This window comes from Hydrococcus rivularis NIES-593, from assembly GCF_001904635.1.
GTDB lineage: Bacteria > Cyanobacteriota > Cyanobacteriia > Cyanobacteriales > Microcystaceae > Hydrococcus > Hydrococcus rivularis.
The window spans coordinates 47,516-67,885 of the sequence record NZ_MRCB01000017.1; the positions used below are offsets into that span (position 1 = coordinate 47,516).

At 43.3% G+C, this 20,370-nt stretch carries 14 protein-coding genes and 2 pseudogenes; 5 read left to right on the forward strand and 11 right to left on the reverse strand.

Annotation, left to right across the window (positions count from 1 at the left end):
- Positions 1–7 precede the first annotated feature (7 nt).
- Positions 8–736, reverse strand: coding sequence for an SDR family oxidoreductase (locus NIES593_RS14455; RefSeq protein ID WP_073600250.1), 729 nt, complete (start codon positions 734–736; stop codon positions 8–10).
- Positions 737–1,216: 480 nt separating this feature from the next.
- Here NIES593_RS14455 and NIES593_RS14460 point away from each other — a divergent pair, with 480 nt between their 5' ends.
- On the forward strand, positions 1,217–2,440 hold the full coding sequence (locus NIES593_RS14460) for a DUF790 family protein (protein ID WP_073600251.1): 1,224 nt from the start codon (positions 1,217–1,219) through the stop codon (positions 2,438–2,440).
- 224 nt (positions 2,441–2,664) lie between these two features.
- Here the strand turns inward: NIES593_RS14460 and NIES593_RS14465 are convergent, their stop codons facing one another.
- On the reverse strand, positions 2,665–3,060 hold the full coding sequence (locus NIES593_RS14465) for a response regulator (protein WP_073600252.1): 396 nt from the start codon (positions 3,058–3,060) through the stop codon (positions 2,665–2,667).
- A 668-nt stretch (positions 3,061–3,728) separates the two neighbouring features.
- Between NIES593_RS14465 and htpG the strand changes: the two genes are divergently transcribed.
- The gene (htpG, locus tag NIES593_RS14470) at positions 3,729–5,735 is read left to right on the forward strand and encodes a molecular chaperone HtpG (protein WP_073600253.1); all 2,007 of its coding nucleotides are present in this window, start codon (positions 3,729–3,731) and stop codon (positions 5,733–5,735) included.
- Positions 5,736–5,855: 120 nt separating this feature from the next.
- On the forward strand, positions 5,856–6,092 hold the full coding sequence (gene rpmB, locus NIES593_RS14475; protein ID WP_073600254.1) for a 50S ribosomal protein L28: 237 nt from the start codon (positions 5,856–5,858) through the stop codon (positions 6,090–6,092).
- Positions 6,093–6,122: 30 nt separating this feature from the next.
- Here the strand turns inward: rpmB and NIES593_RS14480 are convergent, their stop codons facing one another.
- Complete coding sequence (locus tag NIES593_RS14480; protein WP_073600255.1) at positions 6,123–8,054, reverse strand: S9 family peptidase; 1,932 nt, start codon at positions 8,052–8,054, stop codon at positions 6,123–6,125.
- Between the two features lie 132 nt (positions 8,055–8,186).
- Between NIES593_RS14480 and NIES593_RS25600 the strand changes: the two are divergent.
- A pseudogene (locus NIES593_RS25600) lies at positions 8,187–8,454 on the forward strand (Txe/YoeB family addiction module toxin).
- A gap of 13 nt (positions 8,455–8,467) precedes the next feature.
- Here NIES593_RS25600 and NIES593_RS14490 read toward each other — a convergent pair.
- Positions 8,468–9,712, reverse strand: coding sequence for an FAD-dependent hydroxylase (locus tag NIES593_RS14490; RefSeq protein ID WP_073600256.1), 1,245 nt, complete (start codon positions 9,710–9,712; stop codon positions 8,468–8,470).
- 276 nt (positions 9,713–9,988) lie between these two features.
- Between NIES593_RS14490 and NIES593_RS14495 the strand changes: the two genes are divergently transcribed.
- Positions 9,989–10,372 (forward strand): hemolytic enterotoxin, encoded by a 384-nt coding sequence (locus NIES593_RS14495; protein ID WP_073600257.1) that lies wholly within the window; start codon positions 9,989–9,991, stop codon positions 10,370–10,372.
- Between the two features lie 20 nt (positions 10,373–10,392).
- On the opposite strand, the gene NIES593_RS14500 is transcribed toward NIES593_RS14495, so the two are convergent.
- The 7 genes and pseudogenes from NIES593_RS14500 to NIES593_RS14530 all read right to left on the reverse strand — a co-directional run bounded on the left by NIES593_RS14500 (position 10,393) and on the right by NIES593_RS14530 (position 20,218).
- The gene (locus tag NIES593_RS14500; RefSeq protein WP_073600258.1) at positions 10,393–11,928 is read right to left on the reverse strand and encodes an iron uptake porin; all 1,536 of its coding nucleotides are present in this window, start codon (positions 11,926–11,928) and stop codon (positions 10,393–10,395) included.
- A 226-nt stretch (positions 11,929–12,154) separates the two neighbouring features.
- Positions 12,155–13,222 carry a glycosyltransferase gene (locus NIES593_RS25605; protein ID WP_083602452.1) on the reverse strand — a complete coding sequence of 356 codons (1,068 nt, stop codon included), beginning with the start codon at positions 13,220–13,222 and terminating at the stop codon, positions 12,155–12,157.
- A 135-nt stretch (positions 13,223–13,357) separates the two neighbouring features.
- Positions 13,358–14,596: pseudogene (locus NIES593_RS25610) on the reverse strand (glycosyltransferase); the annotation flags it as partial.
- Between the two features lie 64 nt (positions 14,597–14,660).
- Positions 14,661–15,860 (reverse strand): histidine phosphatase family protein, encoded by a 1,200-nt coding sequence (locus tag NIES593_RS14515; protein ID WP_073600259.1) that lies wholly within the window; start codon positions 15,858–15,860, stop codon positions 14,661–14,663.
- A complete protein-coding gene (locus tag NIES593_RS14520; RefSeq protein WP_073600260.1) occupies positions 15,844–17,694 on the reverse strand; it encodes an ABC transporter ATP-binding protein in 1,851 nt (616 codons plus the stop codon). The genes NIES593_RS14515 and NIES593_RS14520 overlap by 17 nt, the downstream gene beginning before the upstream one ends.
- A gap of 63 nt (positions 17,695–17,757) precedes the next feature.
- Positions 17,758–18,885 (reverse strand): glycosyltransferase family protein, encoded by a 1,128-nt coding sequence (locus tag NIES593_RS14525; protein WP_342747364.1) that lies wholly within the window; start codon positions 18,883–18,885, stop codon positions 17,758–17,760.
- An 82-nt stretch (positions 18,886–18,967) separates the two neighbouring features.
- On the reverse strand, positions 18,968–20,218 hold the full coding sequence (locus NIES593_RS14530) for a glycosyltransferase family protein (protein WP_245817520.1): 1,251 nt from the start codon (positions 20,216–20,218) through the stop codon (positions 18,968–18,970).
- Positions 20,219–20,370: the final 152 nt, after the last annotated feature.

Consider the following 20,370-nt stretch of genomic DNA (forward strand, 5'->3'; position numbering starts at 1 on the left):
GCGATCGCTACAAGGTTCCAGCGCTTGGCATGACGGTCATTTCTTCAATGACTGCTTCGGCTGGAAGTTGGGCTACATAAAGAATGGCGCGAGCGACGATATCTGGGTTTAGCATGGCTGCGCGATCGAAATCTGCCCGCACTGTCTCGCTATCCCAAAGTGGCGTATTTACCGCACCCGGATAGATGTTCGCAACTCGAATGCCGTTGGCTCTTTCTTCGGCTGCCAGCACTTTAGAAAAAGCGACTAAGCCAGCTTTGCTCGCACAGTAGGCTCCCCAACCAGGAAAGGGAGACTGAGCGGCAATAGAAGCCACGTTGATAATCAATCCATTAGCGCGATCGCGCATTCCCGGCAATACGCCAAGGATGCACTGAAAGACGCTAGAAAGATTGAGGTTAATGACCTGCTGCCAGTCAGCAAGCGTCGTTTCGCTCAGGGGTTTGGTGTAACCGATTCCCGCACTGTTTACTAGGATATCGACCCCGCCAAAATCAGCAGCGATCGCTGCTATCTTTGGTTGTACCTCCTCAAGTTTCGCCAAGTCTAGGGAGTATGCTTTAGCTTTAACTCCCACTTCTTTTGCTGCGATCGCGACTGCTTCTAACTTGTCTTGGGAGCGGCCGACTAAGGCTACGTCAATTCCGGCTTTGGCAAAGGCTAAAGCGGTTGCTCTGCCAATCCCGCTACTGGCTCCCACGATCGTGGCTCGTTTTCGGTTAGGAGGAGAATTCATATGATACTCCGAGCTACTAAAAACCTAATTTACCTGCAATTGCCATTCAGTCTAAAGTGACCTTCAAATAAGTTTGAAGGCAGGGTAAGACCTACCCAATCGCACCATTTTTGTGAGATTAGGGGATTAAGCGGTCAATCATTGAGCATAATGTAAATTCTTTGTTATCTCTCGATTAGGGTAAGGTTAACATCAGAACAAGAGAAAATCCTCCAAGTACACTAACCCTCTATAAAATTTGTCTTTAAATAGCGAGTTACTTGTCTTGCAGATAACGTCTGTTGACATTAATCATTGTTACAAAATGTTACCTCGGTCATTATAACACTCACAGATTGTCTCTCGATAAACTTTTTTCGATCCGAGAACAAGACTTATCGCTCAGAATTAGCTGTTTTAGCATCATTGGACAGATCCTTAAAAAATGTATATGAAAATAGAGCTTTTTGACCTAATTACGCTACTTACTTTAAAATTGTAATGCTTCCTTCTAATTTATTGATCTATCGATACAAAGGTGAAACAGTCATTCCTAAGAGATTGCCAATTAACGAGGTTTCGCTAAACTTAGCTAGCGATTGGATTGCCTGCTTTCAAGATGCTGTGGGGAATTCGCAAGGAGAACTCGATCGCCAACTGCAAGAATTAGAAGGCGATAGCCCAGACTACCGAGTCAAGCGGGGACTTGCCCACCTTCTTAAGAATAACTTTTCGACCTTTGAAGTCATCAGTCCTCTCGAACCTCAACTCCTGCGACAGCGAGTGTTTGAGCGTGCTGCGACTACAGCGACCATCCCTGAAAATCGCGATCGCGCTCTAGAATCTTTAGCCAGTCATCTGAGCCAAGAACTCAATCGCGAAGTTCTACCCAACGAAATCGAAAAAGGACTGTACGCCGACTTACAAGAAAATCGCATCTTTACCCAGTTCGATCCGCCAGCACCAGAAGCCCTGATCCACCTCTACAATCTTTCCCAAGTTCAAGGGATTTTCTATCGCGCCAGTCACATCGTTATCAACGCCCATCGCAACGATCCCGGAAAATATAAATTACTCTTTCGCTATCTCAAACTCTTTCAGTTAATGGCATATATTGAGGGCGATGCCGATACTGGATTTACTATTACTATTGACGGACCGACCAGCTTATTTAAAGCCAGCACGCGCTATGGCTTGGCATTGGCTAAGATGATTCCTGCCTTACTCCACGTCAGCAAATGGAGTTTGAAGGCAAAATTGCAAAGTCGCGATTTTTATACAAATGGCATCAAAACTGGCTATTTTGACTTAGATGATAAGTGCGGTCTAGTCACTCACTATCCGCCAGGAAAAACCTATGACTCTATGTTAGAGGCTTCCTTTGCCAAGAGTTGGTCGAAACTAAAAACTGACTGGCGTTTGGAAAGGGAAGTCGATTTAGTTCCGCTGCCAGGCAGCGTCATGATCCCAGATTTTCGCCTCGTTCATCCCGACGGACGCGATTTTTTATTAGAAATTGTTGGCTATTGGCGACCGGAATATTTGCAAAAGAAGTTTTATCAAGTTCGTCGCGCCGGTGCCGATAATCTAATTTTAGCAGTTTCAGAACGGTTAAATCTAGAAAAAGCAGGAATTAAATTTACCGATCTGCCAGCAAGGATTATTTGGTTTAAAGACAAGTTATCTCCTCAAGCTGTGTTAAAAATTTTAGATAAAAATATATAAGTTTTGTTTTCTATAATTACTCAGAAAATAATAGGTTAAAAATGTTGCGATCGCAGCTATTCGATCGGATTAAATTATTAGGATTTTGGGAAAGCAGAAAGCTTTGCGCGATCGACCTTTTGCTTTTTTGTTTCGATCCAAACCTATTAAGTCTTATATTAATTATCCACCCCCCACGCTCCCTACAATCTCTCCATCTGTAGCAAGATTAAAAAGAAACGATATTAGCCATCGCTGTTAACAACCTGATTACAAGAAGCTTTGATGAGCTGTTTCACCGTGTAAGTGAATTCTGCCTTGGTTACTGGTTTGGTGAGGTAGGCATCGGCTCCCTGCTTCAGTCCCCAATAAAAATCGACATTTTCTCCTTTAGAAGAACACATCACTATAGGCACCTGTCGGGTGGTAGGATTGTTCTTCAAGCGACGGCAAAGTTCATAGCCGTTCGGACCTGGCAGAATAATATCTAAAACAATTAGATCTGGTAGTTGGCGCTCGATTTTTTCTAGGGCTTCTTTTCCATTTTTAGCGGTTATAATCTCAAAATTCTCTTTTGATAAATAGCCCCAGAGAATTTCTAGATCGGTTAGGGAGTCTTCAACGATTAAAACTGTCTGCATACTCTTCATCTTGAGAAGATTAAATTGAATTTTGAGTAGGATTTTTTGAAACTTTAACGGGAGAAATTAGACTTCCCAATTTTAAGTCAAAATCGCTGCTGCGATCGCCTCTCGATCGAAAAAATTTTTAGAAATTCTTCTCAAGAAGAGAAAATAAATTTAATTTGCATTGCATCAAAAATACGATTTCGATATTTATCAACTTTCTGGTTTTTCCCTAATGAATTTTTAAGTCTTAATGAGGAATTGTTTAGCTAGCCAGCCACCTCAAGAAAAAAATAAGACGCGATCGATGGAGCTTGGAGAGATTTTGGAAATCGGGCGGGTCGCCTCGTCTTGCCAGCTGGGCGCGTGCGCTTGTGGCATGAAGCAGAGATCTCAAACGGCGGTCAGCTAGATGCTGTCAATTTGGAAAAATTTAAGGTTTGGAGCGATGGAATTTCAGGAATTTCATCTCTGCAGCCGTCGGTTACTCTGCTGAAGTTAGAAAATTAATTTAGAAGGGGACTTATGCGTTTTAGCTTTCCTGTTACCCTGTCAGCTTGTTGCTTATTGCACCTCTCCACCGAAGGATAAGTACGGAAATCCGAATTCTTGTTGAAGTGTGGATCGGGTCGCGATCGGTCAAAATCGGTAATTAGGATACGTTAATCTTAAGAGAAAGCGCTATGACCGTACTCGAAAAAGGCAATATTACTATTCATACCGAGAATATCTTTCCCATTATCAAGAAATCGCTCTACACCGACCATGAAATTTTCCTGCGAGAGCTGATTTCTAATGCGGTAGATGCCATCTCCAAACTAAAAATGGCATCCCTGGCAGGAGAGGTCAAGGGCGAACTCAGCGAACCCGAAATTGTCATTACCGTTGACAAAGAGAACAAAACCCTCTCGGTTTCCGATAATGGCATTGGCATGACCGCCGAGGAAGTTAAGAAATATATTAATCAGGTTGCTTTTTCTAGCGCAGAAGACTTTATTCAAAAGTATCAAAAATCGGCAAACGATCTCATCGGTCACTTCGGACTGGGTTTCTATTCTGCTTTCATGGTTGCCAAGAAAGTCGAAATCGATACCCTTTCCTATAAAAAAGGCGCTAAACCCGTACATTGGTCGTGCGATGGTTCGCCTGAATTTGAATTGAGCGAATCTTCCCGCACCCAAATCGGAACTACCATCACTCTCACCTTGATGGACGAGGAACTAGAATATCTCGAACCTGCCCGGATCAAACAATTGGTGAAAACCTATTCCGATTTCGTGTCCGTGCCCATCAAGTTTGAGAACGAAGCGATCAACAAACAACGGGCATTGTGGAAGGAATCGCCTCAAAATCTCACCAAAGAAGATTATTTAGAGTTCTATCGCTACCTCTATCCCTTCCAAGAAGATCCCCTGCTCTGGGTACACTTGAGTACAGATTATCCTTTCCTGCTCAACGGCATTCTCTACTTCCCAAAACTTCGACCCGATGTCGATGTGAGTAAAGGACACATTAAACTCTTCTGCAATCAGGTATTTGTTAACGACCACTGCGAAGAGATTATCCCCGAATTTCTCAGACCGCTACGGGGAGTTATTGACAGTCCCGACATTCCCCTCAACGTCTCTCGCAGTGCCCTAACCAACGATCGCACCGTCCGCCGCATTGCCGATTTCATCGCCAAAAAAATTGCCGATCGCCTCAAGTCTCTTTACAACGAAAATGTTGAAGAGTACATTCACTGTTGGCAAGATGTCGGCAATTTTATCAAATTCGGTTCTCTCAAAGACGACAAATTCAGAAAGCAAGTCGAAGACATCCTGATCTATCGCACTACCTACAAAAGTGCCGAAACCGAACAAAAAGCAGACAGTGGGATTCCTACCGTTGAAGTGCAAACAGAGGAAGATATCTGGCAAGACGTAACCCCCCAACAAAAAGAATCGGGCAGTTCTCCATCTACTTACGAACAAGCCGGATATACTACCCTGAAAGCCTATCTAGAACGCAATAAAGACCGCCACGAAAATCGCGTCTTTTATTGTACCGATGAAGCTACTCAGGCAACCTATGTCGAACTGTATAAAAAACAAGGTCTAGAAGTCCTATTTATGGACTCCTTCATCGACACCAATTACTATATCCCCTTCCTCGAATTCGACTACTCCAATGTTAAATTCTCCCGCGTCGATGCGGAACTGGATAAAACTTTACTCGAACAAGATAAAAGCAGCGAAATCGTCGATCCTACTACCAATAAAACTCGCAGCCAACAGATTAAGGAACTGTTCGAGAAAGCTATCAATAAGCCCAAAGTTAATATTCGCACCGAAGCCCTAAAATCTGACAATCCTCAAGGAACGCCTTCCGCGATGGTACTTTTGCCCGAATCCATGCGGCGATTGCGGGAATTGACGGCTTTGACGCAGCAACAAGAGATGGGATTCCCAGAAGAACACATTTTGTTGATTAATACTTCTCATCCTCTAATTCAAAAGATTGCCCAACTCGCTCAGGGAAGCATCGTGCAAGGGACGGGAGAATCCCCCTCTGGCGAATTGGCGAAGATGCTGTGTCGCCATGTTTATGATTTGGCATTGATAGCACAGAAAGGCTTCGATGCCGAAGGCATGAAAGCTTTTGTGGAACGATCCAATCAGGTGTTAACGAAACTGATGGAGAAAATTTAGCATCCCTTTTTTGGTGGGGCAAGGGATTCCTTGTCCCTACTTTTGGGCTTTTTTATTCAAAACTCAGGTTAAACTAGAAAGGTTGGAAATTGGGTAGAAAACAGATACAGGAGAAATTTTATGTCTCGCAGATGTCAGTTAACTGGCAAAAAGGCGAATAATGCCTATGCCATTTCTCACTCCCACCGTCGCACCAAGAAGCTACAGCAGGCGAACTTGCAGTGGAAGCGGATTTGGTGGCCCGAAGGCAATCGCTGGGTGAGGTTGCGCCTTTCGACAAAAGCTATCAAAACGTTAGAGAAGAAAGGAATAGACGCGATGGCAAAAGAAGCTGGTATTAATCTCAATAAATTTTAACCAGGTAGGGGCAGGTTTTGAGACCCGCCCTTACAAGTTATCGATCGCGATTGGCGCGATCGCGTCGGCAGGCTCGAATCCAAACACGCGAGAATAAAAGTAAAATTCCCCATCTAAGGCGCGTTTGATATTTTCGGCACGACGAAAACCGTGTTGTTCGCCCTCAAAGGGAACGTAAGCGACGGGTAATCCTTTCTTTTTCAAAACGTCCACCATCATTTCCGCTTGATTGGGAGGGACGACTCGATCTTCTAGTCCTTGGAAAAAGATAACGGGACAGGAAAGGCGATCGATATGATGAATGGGCGAGCGCGTTTCGTAAATGGCTTTCTGTTCGGGATATTTACCAACTAAGCGATCGAGGTAGCGCGATTCAAATTTATGAGTATCTTTTACCAATGCCTCTAGATCGCTAACTCCATAATAACTGGCTCCGGCTTTAAAGGTATCTTTGAAAGTAAGGGCGGCTAGGGTGGTATATCCCCCCGCACTACCGCCGGAAATCGCCATGCGATTTCCGTCCGCTTTTCCTTGTCGGACGAGATATTTTGCCGCATTAACGCAGTCGTCTACGTCCACAATTCCCCAGTTTCTATCCAACCGTTGGCGATATTCTCGTCCGTAACCCGTACTTCCTCCATAGTTAACGTCCAAATAGGCAAATCCGCGACTCGTCCAATACTGAACCTTTAAGCTTAAGCTAGCTGAGGCAGCAGCAGTCGGACCGCCATGACTTTTGACCAGTAGAGGAGGTAATTCTCCTTCTGGTGCGACGTAATCTTTATTTTTGGGCGGATAATACCAAGCGTAGGCAGTTAGACCGTTCTTTGTCGGAAATGCGATCGCTTCTGGGATAGATAAATATCCAGGATCGATTTCTAGATCGCTCGATCGTTTGAGAATCTCTGTTTTCCCCCTACCCAAGTCCAGTATAACTACTGCCGTTTGTTGTGTTGGCGAACCGCCGATGAAGGCAATTTTATTTCCCCGTACCTGAAGCGAGGAAATGTTATTGTAAGGCGTATTGATAGGTTGGAGTTGTTTGGTATTGGCATCCAAACTAGCTAAATACCAACTTCCATTTTGGGTATAGGTGCAAATAATTCGAGATTCAGAGGCAAATCCGTAGTTAGAAAGTCCAAACACCCAATGAGGGTAGGCAAACTCTGCCTCCATTTCGCACAGAGATTCGATCGTGCCATCTCGATTGTAGCGATAGAGATTCCACCAACCCGTGCGATCGCTAGAAAAATATAACCTCCCGTCGGGCGACCATCGCGGTTCGCAAATAGATTCTTCGGTTCCTCCGGCAATACATGTTGCTTCGCCAAGCGAACCATCGGCATTGATGGTTGCAATCCATAGTTGCGACTCATCCCAAGGCATATTGGGATGATTCCAACTTATCCATGCTAAATGTGTACCATTGGTACACAAACGGGGAGAAGAATAGAAATCGCTGCCCGAAACTAATACCCGAACTTCACCCGTATCTAAATCGACGCTGACTATTGTATTTTCTGGTTCTCTATCTGCTTGCGTATGGTCTTCGCAGATACAAATCAAGCGATTTCGTTGCGAGTCAATGATTGCATCTGCGTAGCGTCGCTTTGATTCTGGCGTCAATGGTTGCGGTTGGGAACCTCGCGTTTGTTTATAAATCCGTTGGTCGGCAAAATTGGAAAAGTAAATCGTGCCATCGACTATTAGGTATGAACCGCCGCCGTATTCGTGGACGCGAGTACGCACGTTAAAAGGTTGCGGCGTAATATCTGTTACGGTTCCATCAGGAGTGCGCCTGACGAGTACGTTTCTTCCTTCTTCCGTCGGTCGTCCTTCTAACCAATAAATATCCTCGCCATCAAAAGCAACGCCTCCGAGTCCAATCGTTCCCGCGACGATGAGATCTGAGGTAATCGGCGATTTCCAAGAACCATAGGGTGCGGTTTGAGGGAATGTCATGGTGTAGATGTCTCGATGACGGTTTCGTATTTTCTACTATTGTTCCAGATTCTAGAGACAGATGGTTCGGGTTCTTGGTGTTCTTGTAAACCATTGTTTATTGGCCTTAGACGATTAGGTTAAGCCAATGAAATAATTGACGTTAGCTTTCTCGAAGACCTTACCTATTATTGGGTAGGCAGCAGTAAAAACTAATAGAAAAATTTCACTGCGCCTTTTATCTCTGGTGGAAGAGATTAGGCGAAATCCTTTTATAGGAACTGGAAAACCAGAACGGTTGAAGTATCAGGATGGAAATGTTTGGTCGCGCCGTCTGACGGAAAAGGATCGTCTTGTATATATGGTTAGCGACGATCGCATTGATTTTCTTCAAGCTCGATATCACTATAGCGATCGCTGAGTTAACCTGATACCTAATGCTGTGCTAATTGTGGCTTTCGCCCCTTCAAACCCGTCATTAATTGAAGGGCAAAAATTTTCAACGGTGGCAGATGGTGCAGCATCAATAACCCCAGACGACGTACCGCTACGATGGGCAACCAGTTATTAGAAAATAGCCGATCTAAGAAATCTGTAAATCCTAAAATGGTCAAATTCTCTGGCTTGCGCCAGCGTTCGTAGCGTTTTAAGACGCGAATATCGCCAATATCTTCTTCTTTCTCGCGTGCCTCTTTTAAAACTTGTGCTAGCGCCGCCGCATCTCGGATGCCGAGATTTAATCCTTGTCCGCCGACGGGATGGCAGCAGTGCGCTGCATCGCCAATTAAAGCCAGTCTGGATTTCGTATAGCGATCGCACTGCATTAACTGTACCGGAAACAAATAGCGATCGCTTGCCATTTCCAATCGCCCCAGCAATCCACCCGTATGATATTCCAGTTTTGCCAAAAATTCCTTTTCGTCCAATTCTTGTAAAGCTTTTGCTCGATCGTGGGGTGCCGTCCAAACAATTTGACAGCGATTTCCGGGTAGGGGTAGAATGCCCATCGGTCCCGCGGGCCAAAAACGTTCAAAAGCCGTCTCGTTAGCAGTAGCTTGGTGTTTAATCGTAAAAGTGACGCAGGATTGCCAATATTTCCAGCCTTTTGTTTTAATTCCTGCCAAAGAACGAATTCGCGATCGCGCTCCGTCTGCCCCCACTACTAATTTTGTCCTAATTTGTTGCTGTTCGCCTTCGACTTTTACTGATATTGTCGCGCCAGAGTGTTGATAATCGACTGCTATCACTTCTGCCGGACGCAACCAGCTAACGTTAGAACAGTTGGCGATAAATTCTTGCAAAGCTTTTAAGACAACGTGATGTTCGGCAACGTATCCTAGATATTCCGTCCCTAAATCGCTGGTGTGAAATTTGACTATGCCGGGATAATCGGCATCAGACAAGCGAATGTGACAAAATTTACCAATATAAGGAAATATCTCTTTCCAAACGCCGATTCCCTCAAAAACTCGACCAGAAAGCACGGAAAGCGCGTAAGCTTGTCTCCTTGCGGCTGCGACTTTAAAAGGTTGCGCTTCGATTAAGAGGATTTTGAGCTTAGAATCTTTTAAAGCGGCAGCTAGCGTTGCTCCGACAATTCCTCCGCCAACGATCGCCAAATCGCAATCAAAATTTAAATCGAGGCTCTCCCTTAAATGACTTTGCCGTTCTAACGTCATTTTTTAACGATTTTTTTAGAAAATAAACAAAAATTCATTCTTCTTTGATTGTAAGTTTCTTTGCCTACTTTTTTCAACAGGCAGCACCCAATGCTCAATTGAGACAGATATGTATTTGAGGCACTCTGGCAGCTACCAAGAACGATTGTAGACACCGAATTTAAGCATTGCGATCGCGTAGCGTGTCGAAGGCAATTTTGCAGATAATAAAGTTAATCTCCTGGTAGCAACCAGGGGATATATAAAAACTTTTGCACCTAACAGGAGTTTACCAAAATGTCGAATACACCGATACAAATCACGACCGACCTCAGTAAAGCGCTCGAACAAATTAATCAGAAACTAGATAAGATAGATGAAAAGTTCGAGGCGAAGTTTGACAAGATAGACGAACGTCTTAACAAGCTGGAAATAGGACAAACTCGTACAGAAGAAAAATTGTCTGGGCAAATTAATGCTGTAGACGAAAGATTGAGCGGGCAAATTAATGCTGTAGACGAAAAATTGAGCGGTCAAATTAATACGCTTGATGAAAAAGTTAGTGGGCTGAGCAAGCGGATTGATAGCGTAGATTTTATTAATCGTGGGGTATTTGTAGCTTTAATCATTGCTATCCTTGGCGGATTTGCAAAAATATTTGGATTTATTGGGAGACCTTAGACCGAGAAATCAATAACCAACTAGAACTCAAAAGTTGTTCTAACTGTTAAGACGACAAGATCGCTATTGACAAGATCGCTATTATTGTTATTGTGGTTAGGGGCTGTAATCCAAATTAAACCAGGAGTAATCGAAAGATTGTCTCTTATCTGATGTCGGTAAAAAGTTTCTACGTGCAGCGACGTGTCTGGATCGTTTCTTCTACCATTAATAAGAAAACCACTCGTACCAGTTAATTTGGGTTCTTGACCGACGATAACGCCGAGGAGATTTCCTTCTTTGCCGAGATCGGGGAAAACGAGAGTGAGAGCATAGTTCCAAACATCAGCTTTACCGAGATCGATCGCGGTTGCATTGGTCAATCCTACCCAACCTCCAATGGCAAATTTGGGAGCAAGTCGCCAAGACGCTTCTAAACTATAGGAGTTACCGACTACTGGGCGATCGAGATCGAGTTGAGACCTCAGACTACCCGTTCCTGTTTTTAGGTTTGAATCATTATAAGAGTGAATGTAAAGTAACCCTAGCTTGAAATTTTCGGTCGGTTCAAACTCTAGCTTGGCAGAAGCACTATAGTTACCATTAAATAAGCCCTCTCCCGCTTCGCTACTTTCTGCCTTCCCATTGTAATATCCCAAACTCAGGGTTAATTCATCGCTCAATTCATATTCCAGTCCGATCCCGCCACTTTCAACCAGTCTGTAGATGGGATTCTGGCAACCAAAACGAGAAATCGAACCCGTCCCCCTGTCACGAAAAAATGGATTGGTCGCACCGACATCATCGCCTTCAGGCGCAATCAAGAGGTTAACGCGATCGCTGATGGGAAATTGATAAGATAAATTACTTAGTTCAATCCGATTATCTGAGTCGGTATCGAATCCCAAGCGCCCTTCATTGGTAAGATTCTCTACGTAGGAAAATTGTTTGACGTTGCCACTTCTAAGCGTAATTCTCAATTTATCTTCGCCTGTGAAACTGGCTCTCAAGCTAAGCTGAGTGCGTTGTTGCAAAGCTAGGTTATTGTTTGTGCCACCTCCAAAATCATCGCTAATGGCAAGAATGACTTCACCCGTTAGATTGGCGGTGGGGGAAAATTGACGGTTTTCCAGTTGGGCAACGCGAGTTTCAAGGGAGTAGACACGAAGATTTAACATCCCTAGTTCTGCCGAAAATTCTGTTTGCAGTCTTTTGGCAATAACTAAATCTTCGCGATCGATTTTCTGTGTTTTTATATGTTGTTGGAGAGAAGTCAGAAAAGTATTCAACGTCGTAGCGAATTCGTAGCGAGATATTGCTCGATTTCCCTGAAATGTTTTACTGGGATAACCAGTGAGAATAGGGTAACGTTGAATTAAAGATTGCAGTTCTTGAAATGCCCAATCAGTCGGTTTTACGTCCGATAGTTGAGAAACAGACGGAACCCGATCCATTGGTTTGTCCACTAGGGAATCAATGGGAAGCGATCGCGTCTGTTGAGAAGAAAGTTCTGTTAAAATTGGCTCAGTTGTAAAGACTAAAGAATCGGCGAGCTGAAAAAGAGCTAGAAATAACATTTTTTCTTGAGTTAAATGAAATTAGTCTGGCGATAGCTATTAATAGCAAGCGAACTTGGCAAATTCTTATTAGAAACATATAAAAAAGGGACAGCTTTTGCAAAGTGTCCCCAGCAACTTAATATTTTAACCAGCTTTAAACTCTAGATGAATCTAAAGATATTACCATTGAATCATCTCATCCTTGAGACGATCCTCAATAAATTCTTTGTCTGTAAACTATCGTTTAATGCTTTAGCGAGGCTAAATCTTTTGGCCGTTCTGGGGTTGAAGATAGAGCGATCTGGGTTAAAACCTGATTTTTTGAAGGTTGAAGGTGCTTGCGAGCATAGCGATCGCACAGATAGCGATTCAGTACTTTTTCCCAAGAAAAGAGACGTTCTTTTAAGGATTGGTAGTCTAATCCAAATAGGTTACTGAGTCTTTTGCTAATGGGTTTGACAATGGTGTTTTTGCGTCGCCAACCTAACTTCTTATATTTATTTTTGAAGTAGCCATCTTCGGCTAAATTCCATTTTTCTTTCATGTAATTTAAACTTTTTAGTGTCCAATCATCGCTCCAACGCAACATAAAGAAGTGCATATCCGTCCACTCTAAAAACTTTCCAGGAACATAAGTGGCGATACTGGTTGGCTCAAAATAAATCTTACCGCCAGCTTGAGAGACTAGCATACAAAAATCTAAATGTTCTTTAGTGTTGAAAAATCCTTCGTCAAATTTGCCGACGCGATCGAAAATTTCTCTACGAACTAGCATCAAGTGAAACTCAGTTAATTCGGTTTCAGTTCGTTGCAATTGGTCGTAAACTTCAGGAACTTGTTGACCTTGGCGATACATTTTCTCGCGTATATGTCTTTTGCCGTAGATATCGGTGACGATGTGGGATTCTCCTCCGGCAAAGTGAATTCTCTGATGTAAGGGCAGCTTTTCGCACATTAAGGGACCAACGACGGCAGCATCAGTTTCTTCGGCACAATTCACTAAAGCTTCTAACCATCCTGGAGTGACGATGACATCATTATCGAAAAAGACGACATATTTGGTGTCAACGTAATTTAAACCGATATTGCGGGCGTGGTTGGGGGAGAGATAATAATCTGTCCTTATCAGTTGAAAATTCTTTTCCTGCGCCATTTTTTCGAGGTAGCGGCGGATTTTTGCAGGGGAATTCCCATCGACGTAAACTAATTTGAAGGGATATTGCGTCTGTTCGTAGATGCTTTCTAAGGATTGCTGGGTGTAGCTAAAGCGTTCGCGAGGGACGACAACGATAGTTACTTGGGGTTGTTGCATGGTTGATATCTCCTTTTGTTTGTAAAATTTGGTTTGTTTGATCTGACGCACAGGAGGCACTCTATATGCGCCCGCAGGTGGCGCATATAGAGTGCCGTCGCGCAAAGGCGCAGAGGGAGGAAGGGGAGAGGTTTTTGCTGAAGGCAAGAGGTTTTGATAGATTTGGACGAGTTCGTCGTTGAGTTTTTCCATGTCGTATTTTTCTTCGACGCGGCGACGACCTAAAGAACCCATTTGCTCCCAGAGTTGGGGGTGTTCGATGAGGTATGCTAGTTTTTGGGCGATCGCGTCTGCATCTTTTTCTGATACGAGGAAACCGGAAACGCCATCTTCTACGAGTTCGGGAATGCCGCCGTGGTAGGTGCTGATGACGGGCAACCCCATCGCCATTGCTTCTTTTAAGGTGTTGACGGGTGCATCTTGATTGCCATCGGCAGATGTGACGCTGGGGGCAAGGAAAATATGACAGGTGTCGAGAATTTCAATAATTTCTTGTTGTTGTTTCCAACCTAAGAGTTTAATTAGGTGAGTGAGGTTGAGTTGTTGAATTAGCTTCTCGAAATCCTGTTTTAAAGGGCCGTCGCCAATGATGTTAAATTCAATATCGGGATAAGTTTGAGCGAGTTTTGCGATCGCGCGAATGCAATATTCGATTCCTTTTTTTTCTACCAGGCGACCTGTCGTGGCGATGCGAATGCAACCGTCAGCAGGAAAATAACGAGGTTTGAAGGCAAATTTCCGACAGTCGATCCCCGAACCGTGGACGACAATTTTCTGGGGATTGCAGCCTAATTGAATCGCTTTTTGGCGGAAAAATTCGCAGTTTGCTAAGAAAAAGTCTCCTTCGGCAAAGAGTTGGTCGTAAACCTTTTCGCCCTTTTCTTGCACGTAGCGACTGATATCGATGCCGCGAAAGGTTACGATTAGTTTTCCTGGTAGAATTCCTAAGTCTCGAAATAGCAGCCCCATCGCGCTGAGAGTGCCAAACTGACAGTGAATAATGTCGTATTCCTCGCGTTCTAGGAAAAGCATGGCGCGATAAAGCCATTTTAAAGACAAAACTTCGTGGTTATATTTGAATAGTTTTGGGATTTGTAGAAGGGATAAAGATCCTCGATGCAGATTTTTTAGGAGTAACCTTAATCCTTTGAGATATCTGTGCAAAAGATTTTCAGGTCGAGTGGGAGGATAATAGGTGCGATCGAACAGGTTGTATTGTTCTACGAGGGGATGAATTTTCGATAGATTATCGGGTTTGCCATTGAGAGGGTAAATGTGAACTTCGTGTCCGCGATCGAGCAAACCGATAATTTGATTGAGGATAAAGGGTTCGGATACAACCGGAAAGCGCCAAACTAGGAATGCAATTTTCATTGTTAGTTAGTAGTTAGGAGTTGGGAAGTAGGGGCAGGTTTAACGGTAAAAACGACCTATCTTGTTATCTAGCAACTAGCATCGAACCTGCCCGTACAGAAATATCAATATTCATCGCCCGGAGAATGGGTGGGTGTTCTGAGTCAGGATAGTGTAAGATACTGATGGTTCCTGGATGTAGGTGCAAGCGCCAGAGTCGATCGCGATTCATTCCTAATACTTGCCCTAGAAAGCTTTGAATAACGCGATCGCGTGCTACGATCGATCCAGTCAGCGATCGACTGGAATTCATCTTATTTCTGACGTTAATTGCTTGTTGCCACAGTTGAGGAAAGTCTTCTCGCAATACCTGTAACTGTACGGTTGTGGGATGGTGTTGTAGAATCTGCTCGGTAATCAAATGGGAGTTATCGAGGTCGCCACTGATACTAAAGTCGATCGCGATGTCTTTGAGTAATTGGGCGAGTTGTTGAATTTGTTCGGGATTTTCGGTTTCGGCAGGTATCAATAACAGTCGCAAACCATTTTCGCTCTTCGGTAACTTTTCGCCAACATGAGTGGCGCGATTCATCGCTTCGAGTTGTCCTGACTCAAGACAACCGTCGGGAAAATTTAGAATACTTATAGCGCAGTTAGATTGCTCGATGCTGTGATAATGTGCGGGCGATACGCTGAGTGCGGTGCTAATTAAGGCGCGATTCGTGCCGCCGTGACTGACGATTAGGATGGTTTGACCGATATGGCGGGGTAATATTTCTTGCCAAAATTTTTGTATGCGATCGTATAAATCTAAAGCAGGAAAGCAATATTGCTTCGTTTTAAGTGTTTCGATTGGCAATTGAAAATTGGAATCATTTTGAATTGCCAAAGGAATTTCCATGCGAAACTCGTGGGGACGTTGCTTCCAGCAGCGATATTCTTCAGGAAATTGTTCTTTGACGAATTGGAAGGAAAGACCCTGCCATGCAGGAAGTTCGGTTTCTCGCAGATGTGGGACAATATGAATGGTAGGGTAGGCATCTTGCGTGCGCGATCGCACTACTGCTTTTGCGGTTTCTTTTGCCCGTTGTAGGGGACTCGCATAAATCGCATCGAAGGGTATTCCTTTGAGAAATTCACCCGTGAGTTGTGCCTGCTGACGACCGAGTTCGGTTAAATTGGGGCGATCGCTACTTCCTTGATACAATCCCAGTGCGTTGTAAGTACTCTGTCCGTGACGCAGCAGGATAACGCGAGTGTTGCGACCTTTAAGCTTGGATTGCATGACGCTCTTCTCCTTGGGTAACGGCGTTTTGGAGTTGGTAGAGTGCGGCATAGCGACCGCCAAAGCGGATCAGTTCGGGATGAGTGCCGCGTTCTAAAATTTGTCCGCCTTCTACATAGAGAATTAAATCTGCATCTTCGACCGATCTGAGATTGTGAGAGATGAGAAAGGTTGTCCGTCCTTGTGTGAGTCGATTGAGTGCTTTATTGACTGCCTGTTCGCTGGCATTATCTAACCCCGTAGTGGGTTCGTCGAGGATGACGATGGGTGCTTTGCGAATGGCAGCGCGCGCGATCGCAATTCGCTGTCTTTGTCCACCCGACAGTGTACATCCTCTCTCCCCTAAAACTGTCTCGTAACCATCGGGCAGGTTCATAATAAAGTCGTGAGCATTTGCTATTTTTGCTGCTTGCTCTATTTCTGCATCCGTTGCACCCAATTTCCCGTAGGCAATGTTTTCGCGGATGCTGGCGGCAAATAAGATACTCTCTTGCAGGACGACACCGATCTGCTGTCGCAGGGAGTCGAGAGTATATTCGCGCAAATCTTGTCCGTCGATGAGGATGCGACCAGAATTGGGATCGTAGAGGCGGAGAATGAGACTGATTAGGGTTGATTTGCCGCCTCCAGAAGCACCGACGACGGCAACTTTTTGACCGGGTTGTGCTTCAAAAGAGATGTTCTGTAAAATTGCCTTGCCAGATTCGTAAGCGAAGGTCACATTCTCGAAACGTACCGCACCGAAGAAGGAATGCGCGGGTTTGGCACGAGGCAAGTTGCGAACGTGGGGTTCGTAGTCGAGAACGTCGATAATTCTTTCTCCAGAAGCGGTTGCTTTGGCAATCTCGCTAAATTGATTGGACAGTTTGCGTATTGGTTCAAAAGCGTTTTTCAGGTAGGTGATAAAGACTAGCAAATCGCCAGGAGTTAAGGTTTTTTGGATGACTAGGTGCGATCCTCGCCACAAAACTAGGGCAATAGTCAGCGCAATCAAAATCTGTACGGTGCGTTGGAGAACTGCTGAGAGTTTGAGAGATTTTGCCCCATGATTGAGGGTTATAGTGTTTTGTTGCTCAAAGATGTCTTCGAGTTGGTTATGCAAAGAAAGTGCTTGTACGACTTCGATCGCACCAATGGTTTCGCTGGTGGTTGCTGCTAAGATCCCTTGAAACTTTCGATGTTCGCGGCTAACATGGCGAATGCGACCGATTAAGCGCATCATGGAAAAGTAAAATAGGGGAAATATTGTCAGCGCGATCGCAAATAATTCCCAATTCATCCAACTCATAACGACTAACATGCCGACTAAAGTGACAATATTCGTTACTAAAGGAAGAATGACTTTGACGATAGTAAGTTTGATGCGATCGATATCGGCAGTCACGCGGGTAATTAAATCCCCACTTTTGTGCTGCATGTGAAAGGTAAGCGATAAGCGCTGTAGATGACTGTAAAGATCGCTGCGAATGTCGGTTAATATCTGCACCGATGCTAGCGCCATGCCAAAAGTACTCAAATATGCAGCAAAACTACCCAGCACAGAAATGACTACGATTGATAGCGCTAGAAGCGCCAGCAGCAGCATCGGATCGATTCCGTGACCTACTATAACTTTTAAAGAATCGTTATTCGTTTCTGTTACTAGAACATGGTCAAAAACGAATTTCAGAGGCCAAGGTTCTAGTAATCGGAACCCAGTTTCGACGAGAAGGGCTAAAAATGAACCCGCAATTAATAATTTTCGCTTGCCAATGTAGGGCAAAAATCTGCGACCAATGCGCATCATTCCTGGCATAACTTTTTTCAAATCTTTTTCTTTGGTGCGATCGCTCATATTAGTTATCAGTGACCAGATCCCAGCTTTAGAGTGAAAAATTAGGTAATTGTAGACCGCCAATTAAGCAGCAGCAAAAACAGATTTTTCAAATAATTCTTCTTTCAAAAAGATAGTGGTTTTTTCTGCGCCTTGAAGATCGAAGAGATCATTTGCTTTTGGATCTGACTTTTTAGTCAAACAGTCCATAATTTTTTGGGCTAGATAAGCTGGCTCTAAATTTTCAGGCTCGATAACCTCAACAATTCCTAACTTTTCTAATTTCTTGGTTCTAATTACTTGCTCTTTGTCGTAACTGTAGTGACCGATAGGAACGACTAGCGAACGAACCCCAGTTCTGAGAATATTCATAGTTGTGTTATATCCGGTCAAACTAATGGAAAGGTCGGCTTTTCTCATGTAAGCTATCAGATTTGAGGTATATCTTTGTAAGGTCACATTACTTTTACTCAAAGCAGCTTGCTTGAGTTGTAAGAATTGCTCTTCTGGCATGAAAGGACCAGTGAATATTTGGATATGATGGGGCATTTTTTTTTGCAAAATAGAACTGGATTGAATAACAGATTTTAGTAGCTCATATCCAATTCTTCCGCCGCCAATACTAACTAATATCATTGGTTCTTTTCGGTTTAGATTAGCCAAATCAAACTCGCTCAAGTCATTATTTTCTGGTATTGATTGAGCTACAAATCCCGTGTATTTTACTTTGCAATTTAGTTCCTTAACTCTAGAAAAGCTTTCTTCTAGTTTCTGAAACTTAGGATCGGAATGGAATAAAATGCAATTAAAATATTTGCTGGTTAATTGACAGATAGTTTCTTCTTCTTTATCGAGATCGGTTCTGCCAACAATATCTCTGACACTACAGATAATTTTGGTTGAAGGGGCAACAGCTTTGATATGGTCTAAAAGAGGAATTAATTCAAAGAAAAGTTTGTGCCTACCGAATGGAAAGAATTCTGTAATTAAACAATCGGGTTTAAATCGATCGAACAAGTTAATTAATGCATTTCGCCTAGCTTCTTTCACCTCTTCAATATTAGCAAAACCATCAGTGACTTGAAGTTGTCCGTTTTCTATCCAAAGAGGCGGTAACGTAGCTATTTCTACTTGAGAAGGAATTTCAAATCCAGGTACAGTTGGACCTCCATTGATAAAACAAACTTGAAAGTCTTTAACCAATTGGCGCACAATTTCTGTACTCCGAACCAGATGACCCATTCCCGTTAGATATTGGCAGTAGAACAAAATCTTTTTCATCTTTCATCCCTCCTTAATTAACTGAAATTAAAGACTTTTTTGTCGGATTGAAGGAAAAAAAACGAGTGCGATCGCCTACAACTTTACCAAACACTAATTCCAAGATATATTCTTGAATTCTTGGCAAAGCATTTAGATCGATTCGAGCAACAGCGGGGAGATAATTACTATTGCGATTTAATTGTTCTAAAACTGAATTTATGAGATAATGAGGTGTTAGCTTGCTAGGATGAATGGTTTTAAATAGACCGAATTCTGCCATTTTTTGGGCGCGAATCCATTGTTCTTGTACGGGTTTAATTCGAGGAACCACAACCGCTCTTTTACTCAGAGAAAGAACCTCGCAGATGGTGTTGTATCCTCCCATACAAACCACAGCATCGGCAGCCTCCATGTAGCTAGCAATATCATCAGTAAACTCGGACATTTGTACGTGGGAAAACTGTTGGACGATCTGGGATAATTCCTGGGTTCGATCTTGTGGCATTTCGGGACCAGAAATAATCAGGCTTTTGATTTTATGCTTGGCGGAAAGCTGCCTTAATCCCTGTAGATAAGTCTCGACTAAGTAATAGCCATCGCCTCCGCCGCCCGGAGTAACTAAAACCAATTTTTCCTTGGATTTTACTTTCAGTTCTTGACGAACTAATTGAGCAGGTTTGCATCCGTATTCTCTACGAATATAGCCACAAAAATTTGTTTTCTTGGATAGAGAAATAGGAAATCGATATTCTTTTGTGACATCAAAAATTTCTGGCATTCCGACGACTAAAATTTGGTCGTAATAACTTTGAAGTGCATGATAATAATCGTTTTGATGCCAGTTCTTAATCGTTACTTCTGGTGCATCGAGGATATCGCGCAGAAGTAATACCAGTTTGGTTGCGGAAAAATGTTGTTTTAAATAAGTTAGAGTAGATTTTAATTCTCCTTGCAACCCGTAAGGTTTTTTATCGACAAGAATTAGATCGGGTTCAAAGTTGACAACTGCCGTTCTAATAATCTCAGAACGCAATTTTGTTACTTCTTGAGGATCTTTTCTCAGGTATTTGGCAGATAGTTCGCCAGTGTCACTGCGTCCCAGACAAGGTAGTTTCATGTAATCTAGTCCCTGTGGCATCCGAAAACTATGTAATACCGGAGAACCAGAGATTAGTAAGATCGAAAGTTCTGGTACGCTATCTAACAGGTACTTGCAAATAGCAAGCATTCTGCGAATATTACCAAGACCATAGGCATCGTGTGAGTAAACTATCAGCCTCATTGTTTCAAGTCCTTAGTTGCTTTCGGTATCTATACCGTTAATACTTATCTTCGGATTTCCTTATGAAGTGCTCGTCAAGTGTTTATGAAGCAATTTAAGAAAATCATGAGAGTTTTCTCATCGAATTTATAAGAAATTAAGTATGATTTTTT